Source organism: Pseudomonas sp. JV241A (assembly GCF_900275665.1).
GTDB classification, from domain to species: Bacteria; Pseudomonadota; Gammaproteobacteria; order Pseudomonadales; family Pseudomonadaceae; genus Aquipseudomonas; species Aquipseudomonas wadenswilerensis.
In genome coordinates this window covers 38,892-55,697 of sequence record NZ_OPYO01000021.1, presented here as the reverse complement: position 1 = coordinate 55,697, position 16,806 = coordinate 38,892, and the positions used below count along the sequence as shown (strand labels likewise).

The 16,806-nt window shown below is 61.1% G+C and carries 19 protein-coding genes; 6 read left to right on the top strand and 13 right to left on the bottom strand.

Annotation, left to right across the window (positions count from 1 at the left end; all coding sequences use genetic code 11):
* Positions 1-96 precede the first annotated feature (96 nt).
* The 7 genes from JV241A_RS13090 to JV241A_RS13060 all read right to left on the bottom strand — a co-directional run bounded on the left by JV241A_RS13090 (position 97) and on the right by JV241A_RS13060 (position 5,573).
* A complete protein-coding gene (locus tag JV241A_RS13090) occupies positions 97-1,449 on the bottom strand; it encodes a glutamine synthetase family protein (RefSeq protein ID WP_134062920.1) in 1,353 nt (450 codons plus the stop codon).
* 23 nt (positions 1,450-1,472) lie between these two features.
* A complete protein-coding gene (locus JV241A_RS13085) occupies positions 1,473-2,030 on the bottom strand; it encodes an XRE family transcriptional regulator (protein WP_115087558.1) in 558 nt (185 codons plus the stop codon).
* Between the two features lie 12 nt (positions 2,031-2,042).
* Positions 2,043-3,332 carry an FAD-binding oxidoreductase gene (locus JV241A_RS13080; RefSeq protein WP_115087559.1) on the bottom strand — a complete coding sequence of 430 codons (1,290 nt, stop codon included), beginning with the start codon at positions 3,330-3,332 and terminating at the stop codon, positions 2,043-2,045.
* A gap of 99 nt (positions 3,333-3,431) precedes the next feature.
* Complete coding sequence (locus JV241A_RS13075; RefSeq protein ID WP_115087560.1) at positions 3,432-3,725, bottom strand: helix-turn-helix transcriptional regulator; 294 nt, start codon at positions 3,723-3,725, stop codon at positions 3,432-3,434.
* Between the two features lie 113 nt (positions 3,726-3,838).
* Positions 3,839-4,522, bottom strand: coding sequence for a S24 family peptidase (locus JV241A_RS13070; protein ID WP_134062918.1), 684 nt, complete (start codon positions 4,520-4,522; stop codon positions 3,839-3,841).
* Positions 4,523-4,573: 51 nt separating this feature from the next.
* Complete coding sequence (locus JV241A_RS13065) at positions 4,574-5,041, bottom strand: multidrug/biocide efflux PACE transporter (RefSeq protein WP_166675695.1); 468 nt, start codon at positions 5,039-5,041, stop codon at positions 4,574-4,576.
* Between the two features lie 103 nt (positions 5,042-5,144).
* Positions 5,145-5,573 carry a MarR family transcriptional regulator gene (locus tag JV241A_RS13060; protein ID WP_115087562.1) on the bottom strand — a complete coding sequence of 143 codons (429 nt, stop codon included), beginning with the start codon at positions 5,571-5,573 and terminating at the stop codon, positions 5,145-5,147.
* Positions 5,574-5,824: 251 nt separating this feature from the next.
* Here JV241A_RS13060 and JV241A_RS13050 point away from each other — a divergent pair, with 251 nt between their 5' ends.
* Both JV241A_RS13050 and JV241A_RS13045 read left to right on the top strand, forming a co-directional pair.
* Positions 5,825-6,283 carry a hypothetical protein gene (locus tag JV241A_RS13050; protein WP_134062916.1) on the top strand — a complete coding sequence of 153 codons (459 nt, stop codon included), beginning with the start codon at positions 5,825-5,827 and terminating at the stop codon, positions 6,281-6,283.
* A 106-nt stretch (positions 6,284-6,389) separates the two neighbouring features.
* On the top strand, positions 6,390-7,007 hold the full coding sequence (locus tag JV241A_RS13045) for a hypothetical protein (RefSeq protein ID WP_134062914.1): 618 nt from the start codon (positions 6,390-6,392) through the stop codon (positions 7,005-7,007).
* Here JV241A_RS13045 and JV241A_RS13040 read toward each other — a convergent pair.
* Positions 6,931-7,545 carry a DJ-1/PfpI family protein gene (locus tag JV241A_RS13040; protein WP_134062912.1) on the bottom strand — a complete coding sequence of 205 codons (615 nt, stop codon included), beginning with the start codon at positions 7,543-7,545 and terminating at the stop codon, positions 6,931-6,933. The genes JV241A_RS13045 and JV241A_RS13040 overlap by 77 nt on opposite strands.
* 360 nt (positions 7,546-7,905) lie before the next feature.
* On the bottom strand, positions 7,906-9,039 hold the full coding sequence (locus JV241A_RS13035; RefSeq protein WP_134062910.1) for an aminotransferase class V-fold PLP-dependent enzyme: 1,134 nt from the start codon (positions 9,037-9,039) through the stop codon (positions 7,906-7,908).
* A gap of 229 nt (positions 9,040-9,268) precedes the next feature.
* On the opposite strand from JV241A_RS13035, the gene imm45 reads away from it, so the two are divergent.
* Entirely contained in the window at positions 9,269-9,601 is a 333-nt protein-coding gene (gene imm45 / locus JV241A_RS13030; protein WP_134062909.1) for an Imm45 family immunity protein, read from the top strand.
* 221 nt (positions 9,602-9,822) lie between these two features.
* Here imm45 and JV241A_RS27640 read toward each other — a convergent pair whose 3' ends face one another.
* The 3 genes from JV241A_RS27640 to JV241A_RS13015 all read right to left on the bottom strand — a co-directional run bounded on the left by JV241A_RS27640 (position 9,823) and on the right by JV241A_RS13015 (position 11,239).
* Entirely contained in the window at positions 9,823-10,041 is a 219-nt protein-coding gene (locus tag JV241A_RS27640) for a hypothetical protein (RefSeq protein WP_134062907.1), read from the bottom strand.
* 151 nt (positions 10,042-10,192) lie between these two features.
* On the bottom strand, positions 10,193-10,453 hold the full coding sequence (locus JV241A_RS13020) for a DUF3630 family protein (protein WP_134062905.1): 261 nt from the start codon (positions 10,451-10,453) through the stop codon (positions 10,193-10,195).
* Between the two features lie 252 nt (positions 10,454-10,705).
* On the bottom strand, positions 10,706-11,239 hold the full coding sequence (locus JV241A_RS13015; RefSeq protein ID WP_233673739.1) for a hypothetical protein: 534 nt from the start codon (positions 11,237-11,239) through the stop codon (positions 10,706-10,708).
* 455 nt (positions 11,240-11,694) lie between these two features.
* Here JV241A_RS13015 and JV241A_RS13010 point away from each other — a divergent pair, with 455 nt between their 5' ends.
* The gene (locus tag JV241A_RS13010) at positions 11,695-12,174 is read left to right on the top strand and encodes a GNAT family N-acetyltransferase (RefSeq protein ID WP_134062903.1); all 480 of its coding nucleotides are present in this window, start codon (positions 11,695-11,697) and stop codon (positions 12,172-12,174) included.
* Here JV241A_RS13010 and JV241A_RS13005 read toward each other — a convergent pair.
* On the bottom strand, positions 12,165-14,024 hold the full coding sequence (locus JV241A_RS13005) for an ABC transporter ATP-binding protein (protein ID WP_134062901.1): 1,860 nt from the start codon (positions 14,022-14,024) through the stop codon (positions 12,165-12,167). The genes JV241A_RS13010 and JV241A_RS13005 overlap by 10 nt on opposite strands.
* Before the next feature lie 205 nt (positions 14,025-14,229).
* Between JV241A_RS13005 and JV241A_RS13000 the strand changes: the two genes are divergently transcribed.
* Positions 14,230-15,612, top strand: a complete 1,383-nt coding sequence (locus JV241A_RS13000) for a cystathionine beta-synthase (RefSeq protein WP_115087570.1) — start codon at positions 14,230-14,232, stop codon at positions 15,610-15,612.
* Complete coding sequence (locus tag JV241A_RS12995) at positions 15,609-16,787, top strand: PLP-dependent aspartate aminotransferase family protein (RefSeq protein WP_134062899.1); 1,179 nt, start codon at positions 15,609-15,611, stop codon at positions 16,785-16,787. Before JV241A_RS13000 ends, JV241A_RS12995 begins: the two co-directional genes overlap by 4 nt.
* The last annotated feature ends 19 nt before the right edge of the window (positions 16,788-16,806 follow it).

The window sequence follows — 16,806 nt, the reverse complement described above, 5'->3', positions numbered from 1 at the left end:
TGTCGCCCGGATTGCGATCGCGGGGCAAGCCCGCTCCCACAGGTCTTGCACCAATCCTGTGGGTGCGGGCTTGCCCCGCGATAGGGCCGGTACAGCCTAGAGAAACCAGCGATACTCCCGCGCACTCACCTCATGCATGAACGCCAGGTGGTCCTGCCGCTTGTTCTCGCAATAGACCATGACGAACTCACTGCCCAGCCGCTCATTGACCACCGGGTGATGACGCATGGCCGCCACCGCCGCGAGCATGTCCTTGGGAAAATCGATGCCGCTGCTGCGGTCGTCGTTGAGCGGTGCAATCGGCTCCTGGCCGGCCTCCAGGCCATGCTCCATGCCACTGAGAATCGCCGCCAGCACCAGGTATGGGTTGGCATCGGCGCCGGCCAGGCGGTGTTCGATGCGCAGGTTGCGCGGGTCCGATTCGGGGATGCGGATGCACGCGTCGCGGTCTTCAAAGCCCCAGCTGGCGCGGCTCGCCGCGTTGACCATGGCACCATAGCGACGCATGGCATTGTGGTTGGCCGCGAAGATCGGCATGCACTGCGGCAGCAGTTCCAGGCAACCGGCCACGGCATGGCGCAGCGGGCGCTGGTCATCGGCGGCCAGCAGGTTGTTGCCCTGCTGGTCGTAGAGGCTGACATGCACGTGCATGCCGCTGCCCGGCGCGTCCAGGTAGGGTTTGCTCATGAAACTGGCGCGCATGCCGTGCTTGAGCGCCACGCCACGCGTGCTGCGGCAGAACAGTGCGGCCCAGTCGGCGGCGCGCAGGCCGTCGTCACAGTGGCCGAAGTTGATCTCGAACTGCCCGGGGCCCAGTTCTGCGGTGATCACGTTGGCGTCCACGCCTTGCTCGTTGGCGGCTTCGACCATCTCTCGCAGCACGTCGGAGTAACGCGACAGGCGTTCGATGTGCATGTTTGGCTGGTCGTCCGGATCACCGCTGAACGGGTCGCGGGGGAACTGCGGCAGGCCGTCTTTCAGCGTGCGGTCGAACAGGTAGAACTCCAGCTCGAAGGCCACCACCGGGCGAATGCCGCGACGCTCCAGGCGCTGCAGCACCCGGGCCAGCACTTCGCGGGGCTCGAACTCGATCGGTGCGGCGGTGCCGTCGGAGCTGATCAGCATTTGCCCCAGCGGCTGGTTCTCCCAGCGCACCGGCTTGAGGGTGCCGGGAATCAGCCGCCGTGGCGCATCGGGGTCACCGTCGTTGAAGCAGTAGTCGCCAATCGGGTGCAGGCCGCCCTGGACACCCAGCAAAACGCAGTTCTGCGGCAGTTTCAGGGCACTGCCGGCAGCGACTTTTTCGAGCATGTCGATCGGGTAGCGCTTGCCATAAAAATGCCCGGGGATGTCCAGGCTGATCAGGTCGACATAACGCACCTGAGGATGCTCGGCGCGAAATGCGCGTACTTCACTAAGCAGATCAGGGCAGTCTTTTATTGTTGTCATCACGTGCGATCCTGCGCTTGGTTTCAACGGAATACCCAGAGCACCCGGGTAGTGTGTTCGGTCAGGTTGGCGTAGCGGAACTGGCTGTGCGGTGGCAGCTGGAAGCTGTCGTTGGCCTGCAGGGTGACCGGCATCTCAGCGTCATCGAGCCAGATGCTCAATTCGCCTTCGAGCACAAAACCACCTTGCTCGGAGCTGTCGTCCAGGTGCCCGTCACCGCTGCTGGCGCCCGGCGCCAGGTGGCTTTCGAGCATCGAAAAGCCACCGTTGAGCTTGGGCGAGACCAGCACGTCGGTAATCCCGGCGGCGTAGTACAGGGTGCGCCGCTCACCGGGGCGGGTGACCCAGTCCACTTCGCGCGGCTTGCTCAGGTTGTAGAAGTAGGTGGTGGGCACGCACAGGGTTTCGCTGATGGCGGTGAGGTCGGCCACGGTCGGGCGCGACAGGCCACGCTCGACCTGGGACAGGAAACCCACCGAGCGGTCGATGCGGTCGGCCAGCTCGCCGAGGGTCAGGTTGCGATGCTTGCGCAGGTCGCGGATGAGGATCGCCAGGCTTTCGATTTCTTCCTGCATGTCCATGGGTGGGCCCTCTCAAATAGTGTCGCGCAGGCGGTACCAGGCCTTGGCTGCCGCTTCCAGCGGGGCAGCGAGCAGGTCGCCGCCAGGGAAGCGGCCGTTGTCGATGGCCTGGTACAGGTCCAGCAAATGGTTGTCGCCCAGAATGGCGTCGCTGACCGCCCGGGCGCCGGCCAGGGTTGGCAGTACGCCATGGCCGGAGAAGCCCTGCAGCCAGTAGCGCTGGCCCTGGCGGCCGATGTCCGGGGTGCGGCGCAGGCTGCAGTCGATATGGCCGCCCCAGGCATAGTCGATCTGCACGCCTTGCAACTGCGGGAAGGCTCGTTCCAAGACCGGGCGGGTGGCAGCGGCAACGTCCTTGGGGATACCGCCCAGGTAGGTGCAACCGCCGCCGAACAGCAGGCGCTGGTCCGGGGTCAGGCGGAAGTAGTCGGGGACGAACTGGTTGTCGATCACGCAACTGTTCTGTGGCAGCAGCGAACGGGCCAGGGCCGGGTCCAGGGGCGCGGTGGCCACCTGATAGGAACCCACCGGCAGCAGGCGTTGTGACAGCGGGCGGTCGAGCTGGTCGATGTAGGCGTTGCAGGCCAGCACCAGCACATCACTGCGGATCTCGCCCTGGTCGGTACGGGCGACAAAGCCTGCCGGGGTATCGCGGTAGCTGAGCACCCGGCTCTGTTCGAAGATCCGCCCGCCGGCCGCTTCGATGGCGCTGGCCAGGCCCTGGGCCAGCTTCAGCGGGTTGAGGTGGGCACCTTCGGCGTCATACAGCGCAGCCTGGTAGCGCGGGCTGCCGATCCACTCGGGCAACTCGTCGCGCTCGATTACCCGTAGCGGGTCATAGCCCCATTTCATTTCGGCCTCGTGCCGGGCCGCATGGAGCATGGCCACGCGCCGGGGCAGGACTGCGGCCCATAAGCTGCCGCGCCGGTAGTCGACCTCAAAGCCGTGGCGTTCGGGCAGCTCGCGCATCTCACTGGCGGCCCAGCGCATGCTGTCCCACAGGCGCCGTGCGCGTTCCTGACCAAGGGATTTCTCCAGTGGCGCCATGTCGCACGACCAGCCCAGCAACGCCTGACCGCCGTTACGCCCGGACGCCGCCCAGGCCACCCGGCTGGCTTCCACCAAAATCACCCGCTTGCCGGCCAGAGCCAGGCGCAGGGCGGTGTGCAGGCCGCTGAAACCGGCGCCGATGATCAGCACCTCGGTATCCAGGCGTTCCTGCAGGGTAGGGCGCAGAGGGATAGGGGCGGGGTAGGTCTGGGCGTAATAGCTGGCGACATGCTGGGCGGATTGCTTGAACACGACGGACCTCATGAATTTTTATTGGTATTTTTTCATGAAAAACTACCAGATAAATTTCACAGGGCCAAGCGAAGCCCGGATGCAATCAGCCCGGCGGCTCTAGACCGCAGGTTTGTGATGGTGCCGGGTGCTTTCGATTTCGTCAGCCAGGCGTGGGCTGTAGCTGCGCGTGGGGATACCGGTGAGGCGCTCGAACATCAGCGCGAACTTCATGTCCAGCGCGCGCTTGCCGGTCATGTAGGCGTTGAGGGTGGTCACACTGACCCCGAGCTCCGCGGCCATGCGCCGCTGGGACACCCGGTCGGCCTGGCGCTGCCCGGCCTTGAGTGCGGCAAATGCCTTGCGCAGGGCCAGCAGCTCTTCTTCTTCCCACACCCACAGATTACCGCTCATGATTCGATCTCAGTCACACGGATTCGGTCGAGCAATCCGTTGCTGGAATCGCTACATCCTACTGCTGTTGTCTAGTGTTCATTAACCGACCAGAGCGGTCGGTTGTTTTGCCATCATACTCTTCGCGCGTTCCAAACTAGTAGCACGCGGCCATGAATGTGCAGTTTTTCCAGCGCCGCACCCTCGATCAGCACCGGCGGGTACAGCGGGTTGTCGGAAATCATCCGCAAGGTGCCATCGATCAGGCGCTGCAGGCGTTTGACGAACAGGTCGCCGTCGAGGCTGAAGACGTAGATGGCATCGCTGCGCACCTCGTTGATGCCGCGGTCGACCAGCAACGCGTCGCCGTCGTTGAACGTGCCGGCCATGCTGTCGCCATCGCCGCTGATGATCGCCAGGTTGTGCGCACCGGAAAAGCTGATGCCCTGGCCGCGCAGCCAGTCCAGGTGCACGGTCAGGTCACGGATCACCTCGACGTGGGCTGGCGGCGTGTTGCCGTTGCCCATGGAGCCGCGGATGTCGAAGTGGGCGATGCTGACGAACTCGGCTGCCAGCGCCTTGTCAGTGCTCACAGGCAGCGCCGCCTCGCCCTGCAGCACATCCATCCAGCCCGCGGGCAAGTGCTCGGCCTGCTCGATGCGCCGGGCGACTTCATCACCGAGGTTTTTTTCCGTGCGGGTCGAGAGAATCTGGCTCAGGTGCGCCGGGCTCATGCCCCAGCGCTCGGCACAACTGGCCTTGCGCTGGGTACCGATCAACTGCAGCAGATTGCTCTTGCGAATTGCGTAGATGTCCATGGGGTGCAGAATGCCACTATTTAGCTCGATGCTAAAGAGCCCGGCACAACTTTACCCGCGTGTTTGTTGTGCCTGTACCGCGCTGACCGGTGCGCTCATCAGGCGCTGACGCAGCAGGTCATAGCCCCAGTTGTAGGCCATGGTGTAGGGCAGCATGAAGGCGAAGAAGCCGATCTCCAGCAGGAACGCCTGCACCAGCGACACATCGAGCATCAGCGCGGCAATCGGCACGCCGATCAGCACGAAACCGGTTTCAAAGCCGCCGGCGTGCAGGGCGCGGACCTTGACCGTACGCGCTACCCGGCTGACGGGCCAGAGGCGGTCGAATGCCGCGTTGTAGAGCATGTTCCAGATCATCGCCACGGTCGACAGCATCACCGCCAGCGCGCCCATTTCCAGCATCGAGCGGTCGAGCAGCCAGGCGCCGATCGGCGCGCAGATCAGCACGGCGATGACTTCAAAGCCGACGGCGTGGACGATGCGTTCAGCGAAGGATTTTTGGGTGGCTTGCAGTTTCATGACTTCACCTGAAGGTGTGTTTCGGTGAGGTCATTTTCATCGCTTTTTTGCTTATGTGGAAAATAGGTTCCATCGAAAAAAGCGATGGTGTGGTGTTGCCAGGTTAGTCCCTTTGCTCGTCTTCAAGCTGACTGCGCAGCTGGTGCAGCACCTGGTAGGTCGTCTGGATGTCTTCGACCTTCAAACCCTGCGAAAGCTCGTTGATCCAAGGCGCTTGCAGCTTCATTGCAAGATTGAATGCTTGTTTTCCAGCGTCGGTAAGCACAACCAGCTGCGCCCTGCGATGGTGAGGGTTCGGCTGAAATTCCAGCATTCCATCCTTGACGAGATCGTTGACGATCCGCTGAACGTTCTGGCGGTTCGCGCCCATGTCGCGGGCAATCCATGAGACAGGCTGCGCTCGATCGGCATTGACGATCGTTCCAAGCAGCTGCCAACGGGCGCTCGTGAGACCTGTCTCGGCAACGAGGCGATCGCCTGCGGTGAGCATTCGCGCACTTGCTCGAAAGAGCTCAAGGACCAGATCGGTCATGGCGCGTCCAGCGGGGGTGTGGTTTGGCTTGTTCATGGCGCGAACTTTTTCACATTGACATGATGATGTCAATTTTGTAGGGTTGGATGCGTGGTGCCAGGTTGTCACCATGGTTACAAGGCTGGAAGTCTCCATGCTTTCTATTCACCCACTTGATCCAGTCGTACCCATCTGCAGGCAGCAGCTCCAGTGCAGCGAATCTCCGGCGGTACTGGTCAACCCGTGGTCAATTAACTGACGGTATTCGATACATGCTCAAACGACTCCACCTGACAGCCAGCATGTTGGCACTGCTGTGCATCGCTACTTTCTTTCTATCGACCCTTCTTGTCGAAATCCTGGGAACCCAGCGTTCGATAGCTCAGCTCAAGCACTTGATCGTGAGCCCCGGACTTTGGCTGCTGGTGCCGATGATGGCACTGGCCGGGGCAAGCGGCATGCTGCTGAGTCGGTCGCGACCAGGGCGCCTGGTGAGCGCGAAGAAGAAACGCATGCCATTCATCTCCGCCAATGGCCTGTTGGTGCTTGTGCCCTGCGCAATTGCACTCAACTTATGGGCGTCGGCAGGAAGCTTCGACACGCGTTTCTACGTCGTACAGGTCATCGAGCTCGTCGCCGGGGCAACCAACCTTGCATTGATGGGGCTGAACGTGCGCGATGGCTTGCGCCTAAGCGGCCGCTTGCCGCGGGCTATGCCTCACGGCCAGTAAGCTCGGAGCTCCCACCTTTGGCGTCGTGGGGCATCATGCCGAGTTGGGAGAGCGCCGTAGACTGGATTACTCTGCGCGGTCAGTTTCCAGGTTTACAAGGACGTCCATGATTCCTGTCGATCCGCTGGCCATGGTGGTCGGCTACATGATCTTGATTTTCTCCGAGGTTTTCCTCGGGCTGCTGATTGCCTGCCTGGTGGCTTTCCTTATCATGGGGATGCGCGTGCGTCGTCTAGAGCTGTGGCAAAGCCATGGCAACGCGACGGTCGAGACCGTGTCCACCCACGACCTTGAAGGCTGGAAATGTGAGCCAGGCAAGGTCGAGTTCAACTTTCCGTTCGGTGCCCATTTCAAGTTTTCCGAGTGGAGCCGGAAAGAATGCATGCTGGCGCCAGGCACCCGCTTGGGCGGCATCGTCTGGCCGGAGCCGGTGACGGTGTTTTCCACCGAGAGAGGATGGGAGGCGAGGTCCGAAGATACACCGGTCCACCTGCTGGGGATGGAACTGCGCTGGCTGCGCATGCGCGTGACCGGGCCTGACGGTGATGTGCTGATGTGGGATGGCTACTTGAACCGTGCCGTCGACTTCGGCTCTGTTCACTATCCACAAGGCACTCAGGTGCGCAGTGATCAAGGTAATTTGCGCTTCAGCCTGCCAGCGGACATGGAGGCCCTGGATCGGCGCCCGGGCAAGGCTCATGTTCCGCTGCCAACATCGACCTGAACTGAGCAATGAGCTCCGAAGACAGCCCGGCACCTTCGAACACGGCGCAGGTGAAGCTAACGGGTGCAGGGCCTGGAGCAGTGATGATGCGGTCGGCAATCACCGCGACTGGACTGCTTCGATAAAGCGCGCGCCCGTCATAACCCGGGGCATTCTGTTGCAAGAAGTCAGCGCTGTTCGAGGTATGAGGAACCGTGTCGAGAAGTCCGGCCCTCGCAAGTGCCAGCGTTCCGCCGCAGATGCCGGCAATTGACGCTCCACTTGAGCGACTGGCATGAAGAAAGTCCCGAATATCTGGTGCTTCTGCACGTTCCCAGGCCATTCCTCCAATGACCACAACAACGTCCGGTTTCCAGTCCAGGCATTGTTGCAAACTGCTATCGACCGTTACAGCCAACCCGCCCTGCGAGTGGAACTGCCCTGGAGTAGGAGCGAAAAACCTGACGTCGATCCCGTAAAACGGGGACGCAGTTCCAGCAATGAATGCATATTCCCAGTCCGCAAAACCTGGTGTCAGTATCAAACCCACGCGTGCCATCAGCCAGAATCCTCCATGAATGTTGCTAGCGTACGGTTACATCAAACAGACATCAAGACGGATTCGGGTTGATTGCGGTCGGCAGCTTTCGACCCAGAGCTGCCGGTGTACGACGTCCAGGTGGGAGCGGGCTTGCCCCGCGATTCTGACTCTGAAAATTGTCTGTCACGCTGCCATGACCCTATCGCGGGACAAGCCCGCTGCCACCGTCTGCAGGCCGCTTGTGGCCGTCAGCTGCCCTCCGTGAAGGGCAGCTATAGGTCGACCCCGGTCATCCAGCGCCAAGGGCCGGCAGTGCCCAGAGCAGGATACCTTCCTGGATTTCACAAGCCCGGTAGGTGCTGCAGGCAAGATGAGGGCTTAGTCCACCATCACTTCGTCCAGTGCCTGCTCGAGGGTGCTGACCGTGCGCTCGATATTGTGCAGCTTTTCGAGGCCGAACAGACCGATGCGGAAGGTCTGGAAGTCGGCCGGCTCGTCGCATTGCAACGGCACTCCGGCGGCGATCTGCAGGCCGTGGTCGGCAAATTTCTTGCCGCTCTTGATGTCGGCATCAGCGGTGTAGCTCACCACTACGCCAGGGGCCTGAAAGCCGGCTGCGGCCACGCTTTTGATGCCTTTGCCGGTCAACATTGCACGCACCCGATCGCCCAGCGCCTGTTGTTCGCTGCGGACCTTGCTGAAACCGTAGGTTTGCATCTCTTTCATCACGTCGTTAAAACGCGCGAGGGAATCGCTGGGCATGGTCGCATGGTAAGCATGCCCGCCCTGTTCGTAGGCCTGCATGATCTGAAGCCACTTTTTCAGGTCGCAGGCAAAGCTGCTGCTTTGCGTCTGCTCGATGCGCTCGAGGGCCAAGGCACTGAACATCACCAGGGCGCAGCAAGGGGAGGCGCTCCAGCCTTTCTGCGGCGCGCTGATCAGCAGGTCGACTGCGCACTTGTGCATATCAACCCAAATCGTGCCTGAGGCGATGCAGTCCAGCACGAACAGGCCACCCACCGCATGCACGGCGTCGCCGACGGCCCGCAGGTAGTCGTCGGGCAGGATAATCCCTGATGAGGTTTCAACGTGGGGGGCGAAGACAATCTGCGGCCTCGAAGCCTGAATGGCTGCCAGCACTTCGTCCAGAGGGGGTGGCGCGTAGGCAGCCTGGCGGCCCGTGTCGACCGGTCGGGCTTTCAGCACCGTGGTGGCCGCCGGGATGTTGCCCATCTCAAGGATCTGGCTCCAGCGATAACTGAACCAGCCGTTGCGTATCACCAGGCATTGCTGGTCGGTGGCAAACTGTCGCGCTACCGCTTCCATGCCGAATGTGCCGCTGCCCGGCACTACCGCAACAGCCTCGGCGTTGTAGACCTGTTTCAGGGTGCTGGAAATGTTCTTCATCACGCCTTGAAATTGCTGCGACATGTGGTTGAGCGAGCGGTCGGTGTAGACCACCGAGTACTCGACCAGCCCCTCAGGATCAATACTGGGATATAGCTTTGACATGCGGTCACTCCTTTGGCAGAGATGTCAGTGGTATCGACCCTGCCCTAAGCGTTGGCAAATGACAAGATTGCTCGGGACTGATTGCGACTTCTGTCGAACGGCAGTTACCGACCCAGAGCTGCCGTTCAACAAACAATATCTTGAGCCACCCAGCAGGAGTTTAAGCCACGAATTGTCGTACACTCCCCAACGCCTCGGGGCTACCTAAACATAAGGAACAGTGGATCTCATGACAAAGCTTCTCGAGTGCTCAAGTGAGGTTTTCAGTTGCGGGACCGTATTTAGAGCTAGGGGCTCTTACCCTTATGAAGAGGTTGTAGATTTCATGGTTTTCAACACACTGGACGAGGATCGTTGCTTTGGGCTGATGGTTACCACTGGATACAAAGCCGGCCTACCGCTGGTTTGGCTGCCTGGAGAGAGCAATGCAGGGTGTCTGGGCCTCAGTAGGGAGTGGGTTCTGGCCAACTGGGGTAAGTGGATCTATCCGGACTGTGAAATCTCGCAAGTCCTTGTGATTGATGGCTATAAACCTGGCTCGCATGTGGAATTGTTTGAGTAACCCTTCGAGCCGCTGAGCGGTTGGGGTCGCACCAGTCATGCTTGACTGCAACCGAAGTACGTAACGAGATTTCTGAGCAACTGCTGCACCAGGTAGTGAGCGACATATTGGCCAAGCCTTCTGCTGGTGACCGCTATGGATCGTTTATTGCCTGTCACGACTGACTGAAATCGCCCCATAGCAGCCAGATGTATTCATAGGCGAATGAAGAGTGATGCTTGTTAGCTGATCTGAAAGATTTCAGAAATTGCACTCAGGGCTTTCTTGCCGTGAGATTCATAAAGACCGCTCAGCAACCTCTGGTCACTGAGACGATGCAGTCGGAAGTGGTTGTAGAAAGCCTGACCCAACCGCTGGTTCTCGAATGCACCTCTGTCCCAAAGCTCCAGGAACTCATCGTAGGTAGCCCTCTCAATTTCCGGTCTTATTCCACTGTCCAATGCGGATCCCAGTTGACGGTTGGTGTTGTTAGGATCCTACAAAGGCAAAACGGCTTGTGCTATGCACTCGACCCGCGTGACTTCTTCTGACCCGCTTCAGCCCTTCACAACGCTCAGAATTCAGCCAGTTGTGATCTTTGTTGGAGCGGGCTTACTCAGAAGGAGGCTGCTTGAGCAACGCACATACTCTTCGAGCTGTGTCATCTGCGCTATCGGGAACGACTATTGAAATGCCTATATAGTGCTCAAGGTGCAGCGTAAGCGTGTGGTCGCCCACCAACAGATCCCAGTAGCGCTGGTCTAGGCCATCGAGCTTCTCTTTCCAGCGACCGCCCAGCCCTTGCTCAAGAGCCCGGGCCACGTCCTCGAAAAGCTTCCAGTCGGCTTTTTCTGATACTTCAATCGTCGCCATACGTCACCTCACCACCAGCAGTCCCCGATTCTGGTGGCTCCAGCGGATGGCCGCAACGGGTCGATAGTCATCGTTAGGATTTGACTGCTTTAGGCCGTTAGCCGACCTCGGCCAACGGCCGCTCTGGGTCGAATGCGGTCATCCGTGACCGGCTGCCATCGACCCATTGCAGACGGTCAGCACAGACAACCTTTCAAGTACACCAGGCACGGCCCCAGAACAGGTTGCCACACGATCTCATGCACAGACAGATCAGGTAAGGAGTTCGCCTGTGTCGTAGTCAAACCGGTAGACCGATTGATCGAAGTCTACGGCTCTAATATGGTCGTGCAACAAGTCAAAGCCTTCAGTAAAGATGTCTGCGCCCCACGCTTGCCAGATGAGTCGGCCATCTGTAGAAAAACGAGAGATCGCTAACTCTCCGTGAGCAATCAGTGCTCCCCGCTGACTTTGCCAATAGATACCAAAGCACGTGGCGACGTCGACCTGAAGGGACCAGAGAAGACGATAGGGATGCACGATTGAAATGCAGGCAATGTGATTGCCGACGGCCAACAGCATAGTATCTTCGATAACCAAGGCCGAGTGTGCGTGGACATCGGTGGCACCACCCCCTGCACCCACTACCACGATCAATTCCCCGTTTAAGCTCACCCCATGGTTAGACCCTATCGAGTCCGTAAGTGGGATTTCAGATGCGTAACAGCGCCTGTTGTCAGTAGAGTTGAACGAATGAGTCGGCTCGTTAGTAACTGTGATCAATCCGTAATCGGTATGCAGATTCATTGGTTTCCTCATCCGGAAGATCGATGATTTTGCCTGTTCAGGGTGCTTGAGGGCGATGCATTGTGAGTGACGCCACTCTTGGTCATTGTCGACGAAAGCTGCCGGTGTACGGCGTCCAGGTGGGAGCGGGCTTGCCCCGCGATTCTGACTCTGAAAATTGTCTGTCATGCTGCCATGACCCTATTGCGGGGCAAGCCCGCTCCCACCTGCCAACCTTCATCCCTGCCTGATGCAAGTCGAAGAGGGCGGCTCGATCTCTACTCACGGTTTCATCAGCCTTGCCTGCCAAACAACGGGCAATTGGTCTGCTCGCTGAGCAAAAACTGGATGGGCAACCCAGACCATTGGCGCGATATAAATCAATCACCAAGGGGGGCTACCACTTGGGGGCGGCACCGTACCGTGCGCTATCGACAGGTTCACGTTGCCGTTTCTACAGTCATTAAGGATTGATCATGACAGCACTACAACAGGTTTTATCGGTTCGCCCAGTAGCGCAGAAGGACTTCGCCAAGTGGTGCGAGTTCTGGGCCAAGTACCAAGAGTTCTACAAGGTCGATGTGGGCATGCAGACCACCCAGTTAACCTGGGCCCGCTTCTTCGACAGCAGCGAGCCTGTGCACTGTGCGGTCGCCTCGATTGGGGAGCAGATCTACGGTTTCGTCCACTTCGTCTTTCACCGCTCCACCTGGGGGCGCAATGACTTCTGCTACCTGGAGGACTTGTACGTTTGCCCAAGCGTACGCGGCCAGATGATCGGCAAGCAACTGATCGAATACGTGCAAGGGCAAGCCCGCGAGAAAAACTGCGACCGGCTTTACTGGCACACCCAGGAGACTAACCACACCGCGCAAAGGCTATACGACTGGATAGCCGAAAAGCCTGGTGTTATCGAGTACAGAATGCCGTTGGATGCCGTCCACGCTCACACCTGATCCATAACCTCGGTCACCCCCCGATCCTCACCCAGAAACCCGCCACTCTGGTGGTGCCACAGCTGCGCATAGATGCCGTTTTTGGCGAGCAGTTCTGCGTGGGTACCTTGTTCGATGATGCGGCCGTCATCCATGACAATAAGCCGGTCCATTGCCGCAATCGTCGACAGCCGATGGGCGATGGCAATCACGGTTTTGCCCTCCATCATCTCATCGAGGCTTTCCTGAATGGCCACTTCGACTTCGGAGTCCAGCGCGCTGGTAGCCTCGTCAAGGAGCAGGATCGGGGCGTTCTTGAGCATCACGCGGGCAATCGCGACGCGCTGGCGCTGGCCGCCGGAAAGCTTGATGCCACGCTCGCCCACCAGGGTGTCGTAGCCGCTATGGCCTTGCCGGTCGCTCAGTTGGCTGATGAACTCATCGGCCTGGGCACTGGCCGCGGCACTGCGGACCTGGGCGTCGCTCGCATCGGGTCGGCCGTAGGCGATGTTGTCGCGAATGGAGCGGTGCAACAGTGACGTATCCTGGGTGACCATGCCGATGGCGCTGCGCAGGCTGTCTTGCGTCACCTGTGCAATGTCTTGCCCGTCAATGCGGATCTGCCCGCTGTCGACATCATAGAAGCGCAGCAGCAGGTTGATGAGCGTGGATTTGCCCGCGCCGGAGCGGCCTACCAGGCCGATTTTTTCACCCGGGCGAATATTCAGGCTCAGGCCATCGAGCACCTGGCGTTCGCCATTGTAGTTGAAGCTCACATTGTCGAAGGTGACCGCGCCGCCGGAGGTCACCAGCACACCGGCATCCGGCGCATCCTTCACCTTGGGGCCGCGGGTGAGGGTGGCCATGCCATCCTGCACGGTGCCGATGCTCTCGAACAGCGAAGTCATTTGCCACATGATCCAGTGCGACATGCCATTGATACGCAACGCCATGGCGGTGATGGCCGCCACGGCACCGGCGCCGACCTCACCCTGGTGCCACAGCCACAGGGCATAACCGCCAGCTGCCATGATCAACGCCACCACCAGGGCCTGGTTGACGATCTCGAACTGGCTGACCAGGCGCATCTGGCGAAAGCCGGTTTGCTTGAAGTCCTCCATCGCTGCACGGGCGAAGTGCGCTTCACGATTGGAGTGGGAGAACAGCTTCACCGTGGTGATGTTGGTGTAGGCGTCCGAGATACGCCCGGTCATCATCGACCGCGCATTGGCCTGCTCCTGGCCGACTTTGCCCAGGCGGGGCACGAAGTACAGCATGGCCAGGCCGAACAACACGACCCAGGCAACGAAAGGCAGCATCAGTTTCAGCGCGAAACCGCCCGCCAGGGCGATGATCGCAATGAAATACACGCCTATCCCGGGGAGGATCTCGATCAGGGTGAACAGCAGGTCGCGCACGGCCAGCGCCGTCTGCATGACCTTGGTGGTGACCCGGCCGGAAAACTCATCGGAAAAGAACGAAAGGCTTTGCCGCAGCATCAAGCGGTGGAAGTCCCAGCGCAGTCGCAACGGCAGGTTTATCGCCAATATCTGGTGCTGCACCATGGTCCGCAATGCCACCAGCCCGACGCTGGCCAGCATGACGATACCCATGCCCCACAACACGCGGCTTTCCTGCGCCGCCGCATCACCACCTGCCTGCCAGGTCGAGAGCAGATCCACGACCTGACCGAGGAAAGCAAACAGCCAGGCTTCGTAGATCGACACGCCAGCACTCAACAGTGCAAACGCAAGAATATAGCCGCGCGCGCCCCGTGTGCAGGCCCACAGGAAGCGAGCCAGGCCCTCGGGCGGTGGCGGTACCTCGTCAGGAGGAAAGGGGTCGAGCCTTCGTTCAAACGCACGAAGCATGGTGGTCTCCACAACGATCAAATTCTGGAGATTCTGCCACCGAACGGTGGCTTTGAGGGATTTGCCATGGGGCGTTTTCTGCCTGGCGGACTTTCAAGCAACGCGCTGGCTCGCTAAATCTACCGGCTGGCTGCGCACGGTTGCGGGTCGAGCAATCCGGGCCTATGGTCCATGCGAGGCTTTACCTGCGCAGCGAGGCGACCCCATGCCGAACGACTCCCGCCCGGCCGTGCTCGAACTGATCGGCAATACGCCGCTGGTGCGTGTCAGCCGCTTCGATACCGGCCCGTGCACACTGTTCCTCAAGCTCGAATCGCAAAACCCCGGCGGTTCGATCAAGGATCGCATCGGCCTGGCGATGATTGACGCCGCCGAGCGCGATGGCCGCCTGCGCCCCGGCGGCACCATCGTCGAAGCCACCGCCGGCAACACCGGCCTGGGCCTGGCCCTGGTCGGCCGCGCCAAGGGTTACCGGGTGGTGCTGGTGGTGCCCGACAAGATGTCCACCGAGAAGGTCCTGCACCTCAAGGCCATGGGCGCCGAGGTGCACATCACCCGCTCCGATGTCGGCAAGGGCCATCCCGACTACTACCAGGATGTTGCCGCGCGGCTGGCGCAGGAGATTCCCGACGCCTTCTTCGCCGATCAGTTCAACAACCCGGCCAACCCGCTGGCCCACGAATGCAGCACCGCGCCGGAGATCTGGGCGCAGACCCAGCATGATGTCGATGCCATCGTCGTCGGCGTCGGCTCGGCCGGCACGCTGACCGGGCTGACCCGCTTCTTTCGCCGCCTGCAGCCGAACCTGGTGATGGTGCTGGCCGACCCGGTCGGCTCGGTGGTCGCCGAGTACAGCCGTAGCGGCACCCTCGGCACCCCCGGCTCCTGGGCGGTGGAGGGCATCGGCGAAGACTTCATTCCGTCGATTGCCGACCTTTCCAGTGTGCGCCAGGCCTACTCCATCAGCGACGAAGAGAGCTTCGATCATGCCCGTCAACTGCTGCGCGCCGAGGGCATTCTCGGCGGCTCTTCGACCGGCACATTACTGGCGGCGGCGCTGCGCTACTGCCGCGAACAAACCGAGCCGAAGCGGGTCGTCAGCTTTGTCTGCGACACCGGAACCCGCTACCTGTCGAAGGTCTACAACGACCAGTGGATGACCGACCAGGGCCTGCTGGCGCGCAAGCGCTATGGCGACTTGCGCGACCTGATTGCGCGGCGCTTCGAGGACGGCCGGGTGATCAGCGTCGGCCCCGACGATACGCTGCTTACCGCCTTTCAGCGCATGCGCCTGGCCGATGTGTCGCAACTGCCGGTGCTGGTCAATGGCCAGAATCTGGTCGGGGTGATCGATGAGTCCGACATTCTGCTCGGCGTGCACCAGGACGCTTCGCACTTTCACATGACCGTGGCCAGCGCGATGACCGACAAGCTCAAGCTGGAAACCCTGGCCCCCAGCGCCAGCCTGGCTGAACTGCAGGCCGAGCTCGACCGTGGGCTGGTGGCGATTATTGAAGACGCTGCGGGGTTTCACGGCGTGATTACCCGTGTCGATTTGCTCAATCACTTACGCAGGTCCCTACCATGAGTCAGCACGATGAAAGCGGCGCGCCACGCGCCTTCGCCACCCGGGTGATCCATGCCGGACAGGCGCCGGACCCATCCACCGGGGCACTGATGCCGCCGATCTACGCCAACTCCACCTATTTGCAGCAGAGCCCCGGGGTGCACAAGGGCCTCGACTACGGCCGCTCGCACAACCCCACGCGCTGGGCCCTGGAGCGCTGCGTGGCGGACCTTGAGGGCGGCACTCAGGCCTTCGCCTTCGCCTCCGGGCTGGCGGCGATCGCCAACGTGCTCGAGCTGCTCGACGCCGGCGCGCACATCGTCTCGGGCAATGACCTGTATGGCGGCACCTTCCGCCTGTTCGAACGGGTGCGCCGGCGCAGCGCCGGGCATCGCTTCAGCTTCGTCGACCTGGCTGACCTGGCGGCATTTGAAGCGGCGCTGCAGGCAGACACGCGGATGGTCTGGGTCGAGACCCCGAGCAACCCCTTGCTGCGCCTGACCGACCTCGCCGCGGTCGCGCGCATCTGTCGCGAGCGCGGCATTCTCTGCGTGGCCGACAACACCTTTGCCAGCCCGTGGGTCCAGCGCCCGCTGGAGCTGGGCTTCGATATCGTCCTGCACTCGACCACCAAATACCTCAACGGCCACTCCGATGTGATCGGCGGCATCGCCGTGGTCGGGCAGAACCCGGATCTGGCCGAGCGCCTGGGCTTTTTGCAGAACTCGGTGGGCGCTATCGCCGGGCCGTTCGACGCGTTCCTCACCCTGCGCGGGGTGAAGACCCTGGCCCTGCGCATGGAGCGTCACTGCAGCAATGCCCTGGAGTTGGCGCAATGGCTTGAGCGTCAGCCGCAGGTGGCGCGGGTCTACTATCCGGGCCTGGCCTCGCACCCGCAGCACGAACTGGCGCGGCGGCAGATGCGCGGCTTCGGCGGGATGATTTCCCTTGACCTGAACAGCGACCTGGCCGGCGCCAAGCGCTTCCTTGAAGCGGTGCAGATTTTCGCCCTGGCCGAAAGCCTGGGCGGGGTCGAAAGCCTGATCGAACACCCGGCGATCATGACTCACGCCAGCATCCCGGCAGAGAACCGCGCGCAACTGGGCATCGGTGATGCGTTGGTGCGTTTGTCGGTGGGTGTCGAGGATGTCGAGGACCTGCGGGGTGATCTGGCTCAGGCGTTGGCGCGGATTTGAGCGGTGGGGGGATAGCTGC

What these genes read in the sequence shown, in the direction of transcription:
- JV241A_RS13040 (WP_134062912.1), bottom strand. Translation starts at nt 7,545, where the DNA reads ATGGCACGCGTGGGTTTGATACTGACACCAGGTTTTGCGGACTGGGAA.
- JV241A_RS12995 (WP_134062899.1), top strand. Translation starts at nt 15,609, where the DNA reads ATGAGTCAGCACGATGAAAGCGGCGCGCCACGCGCCTTCGCCACCCGG.
- JV241A_RS13035 (WP_134062910.1), bottom strand. Translation starts at nt 9,039, where the DNA reads ATGTCAAAGCTATATCCCAGTATTGATCCTGAGGGGCTGGTCGAGTAC.
- JV241A_RS13065 (WP_166675695.1), bottom strand. Translation starts at nt 5,041, where the DNA reads ATGAAACTGCAAGCCACCCAAAAATCCTTCGCTGAACGCATCGTCCAC.
- JV241A_RS13050 (WP_134062916.1), top strand. Translation starts at nt 5,825, where the DNA reads ATGCTCAAACGACTCCACCTGACAGCCAGCATGTTGGCACTGCTGTGC.
- imm45 (WP_134062909.1), top strand. Translation starts at nt 9,269, where the DNA reads ATGACAAAGCTTCTCGAGTGCTCAAGTGAGGTTTTCAGTTGCGGGACC.
- JV241A_RS13005 (WP_134062901.1), bottom strand. Translation starts at nt 14,024, where the DNA reads ATGCTTCGTGCGTTTGAACGAAGGCTCGACCCCTTTCCTCCTGACGAG.
- JV241A_RS13015 (WP_233673739.1), bottom strand. Translation starts at nt 11,239, where the DNA reads ATGAATCTGCATACCGATTACGGATTGATCACAGTTACTAACGAGCCG.
- JV241A_RS13070 (WP_134062918.1), bottom strand. Translation starts at nt 4,522, where the DNA reads ATGGACATCTACGCAATTCGCAAGAGCAATCTGCTGCAGTTGATCGGT.
- JV241A_RS13020 (WP_134062905.1), bottom strand. Translation starts at nt 10,453, where the DNA reads ATGGCGACGATTGAAGTATCAGAAAAAGCCGACTGGAAGCTTTTCGAG.
- JV241A_RS13090 (WP_134062920.1), bottom strand. Translation starts at nt 1,449, where the DNA reads ATGACAACAATAAAAGACTGCCCTGATCTGCTTAGTGAAGTACGCGCA.
- JV241A_RS13085 (WP_115087558.1), bottom strand. Translation starts at nt 2,030, where the DNA reads ATGGACATGCAGGAAGAAATCGAAAGCCTGGCGATCCTCATCCGCGAC.
- JV241A_RS13075 (WP_115087560.1), bottom strand. Translation starts at nt 3,725, where the DNA reads ATGAGCGGTAATCTGTGGGTGTGGGAAGAAGAAGAGCTGCTGGCCCTG.
- JV241A_RS13060 (WP_115087562.1), bottom strand. Translation starts at nt 5,573, where the DNA reads ATGACCGATCTGGTCCTTGAGCTCTTTCGAGCAAGTGCGCGAATGCTC.
- JV241A_RS13045 (WP_134062914.1), top strand. Translation starts at nt 6,390, where the DNA reads ATGATTCCTGTCGATCCGCTGGCCATGGTGGTCGGCTACATGATCTTG.
- JV241A_RS13000 (WP_115087570.1), top strand. Translation starts at nt 14,230, where the DNA reads ATGCCGAACGACTCCCGCCCGGCCGTGCTCGAACTGATCGGCAATACG.
- JV241A_RS13010 (WP_134062903.1), top strand. Translation starts at nt 11,695, where the DNA reads ATGACAGCACTACAACAGGTTTTATCGGTTCGCCCAGTAGCGCAGAAG.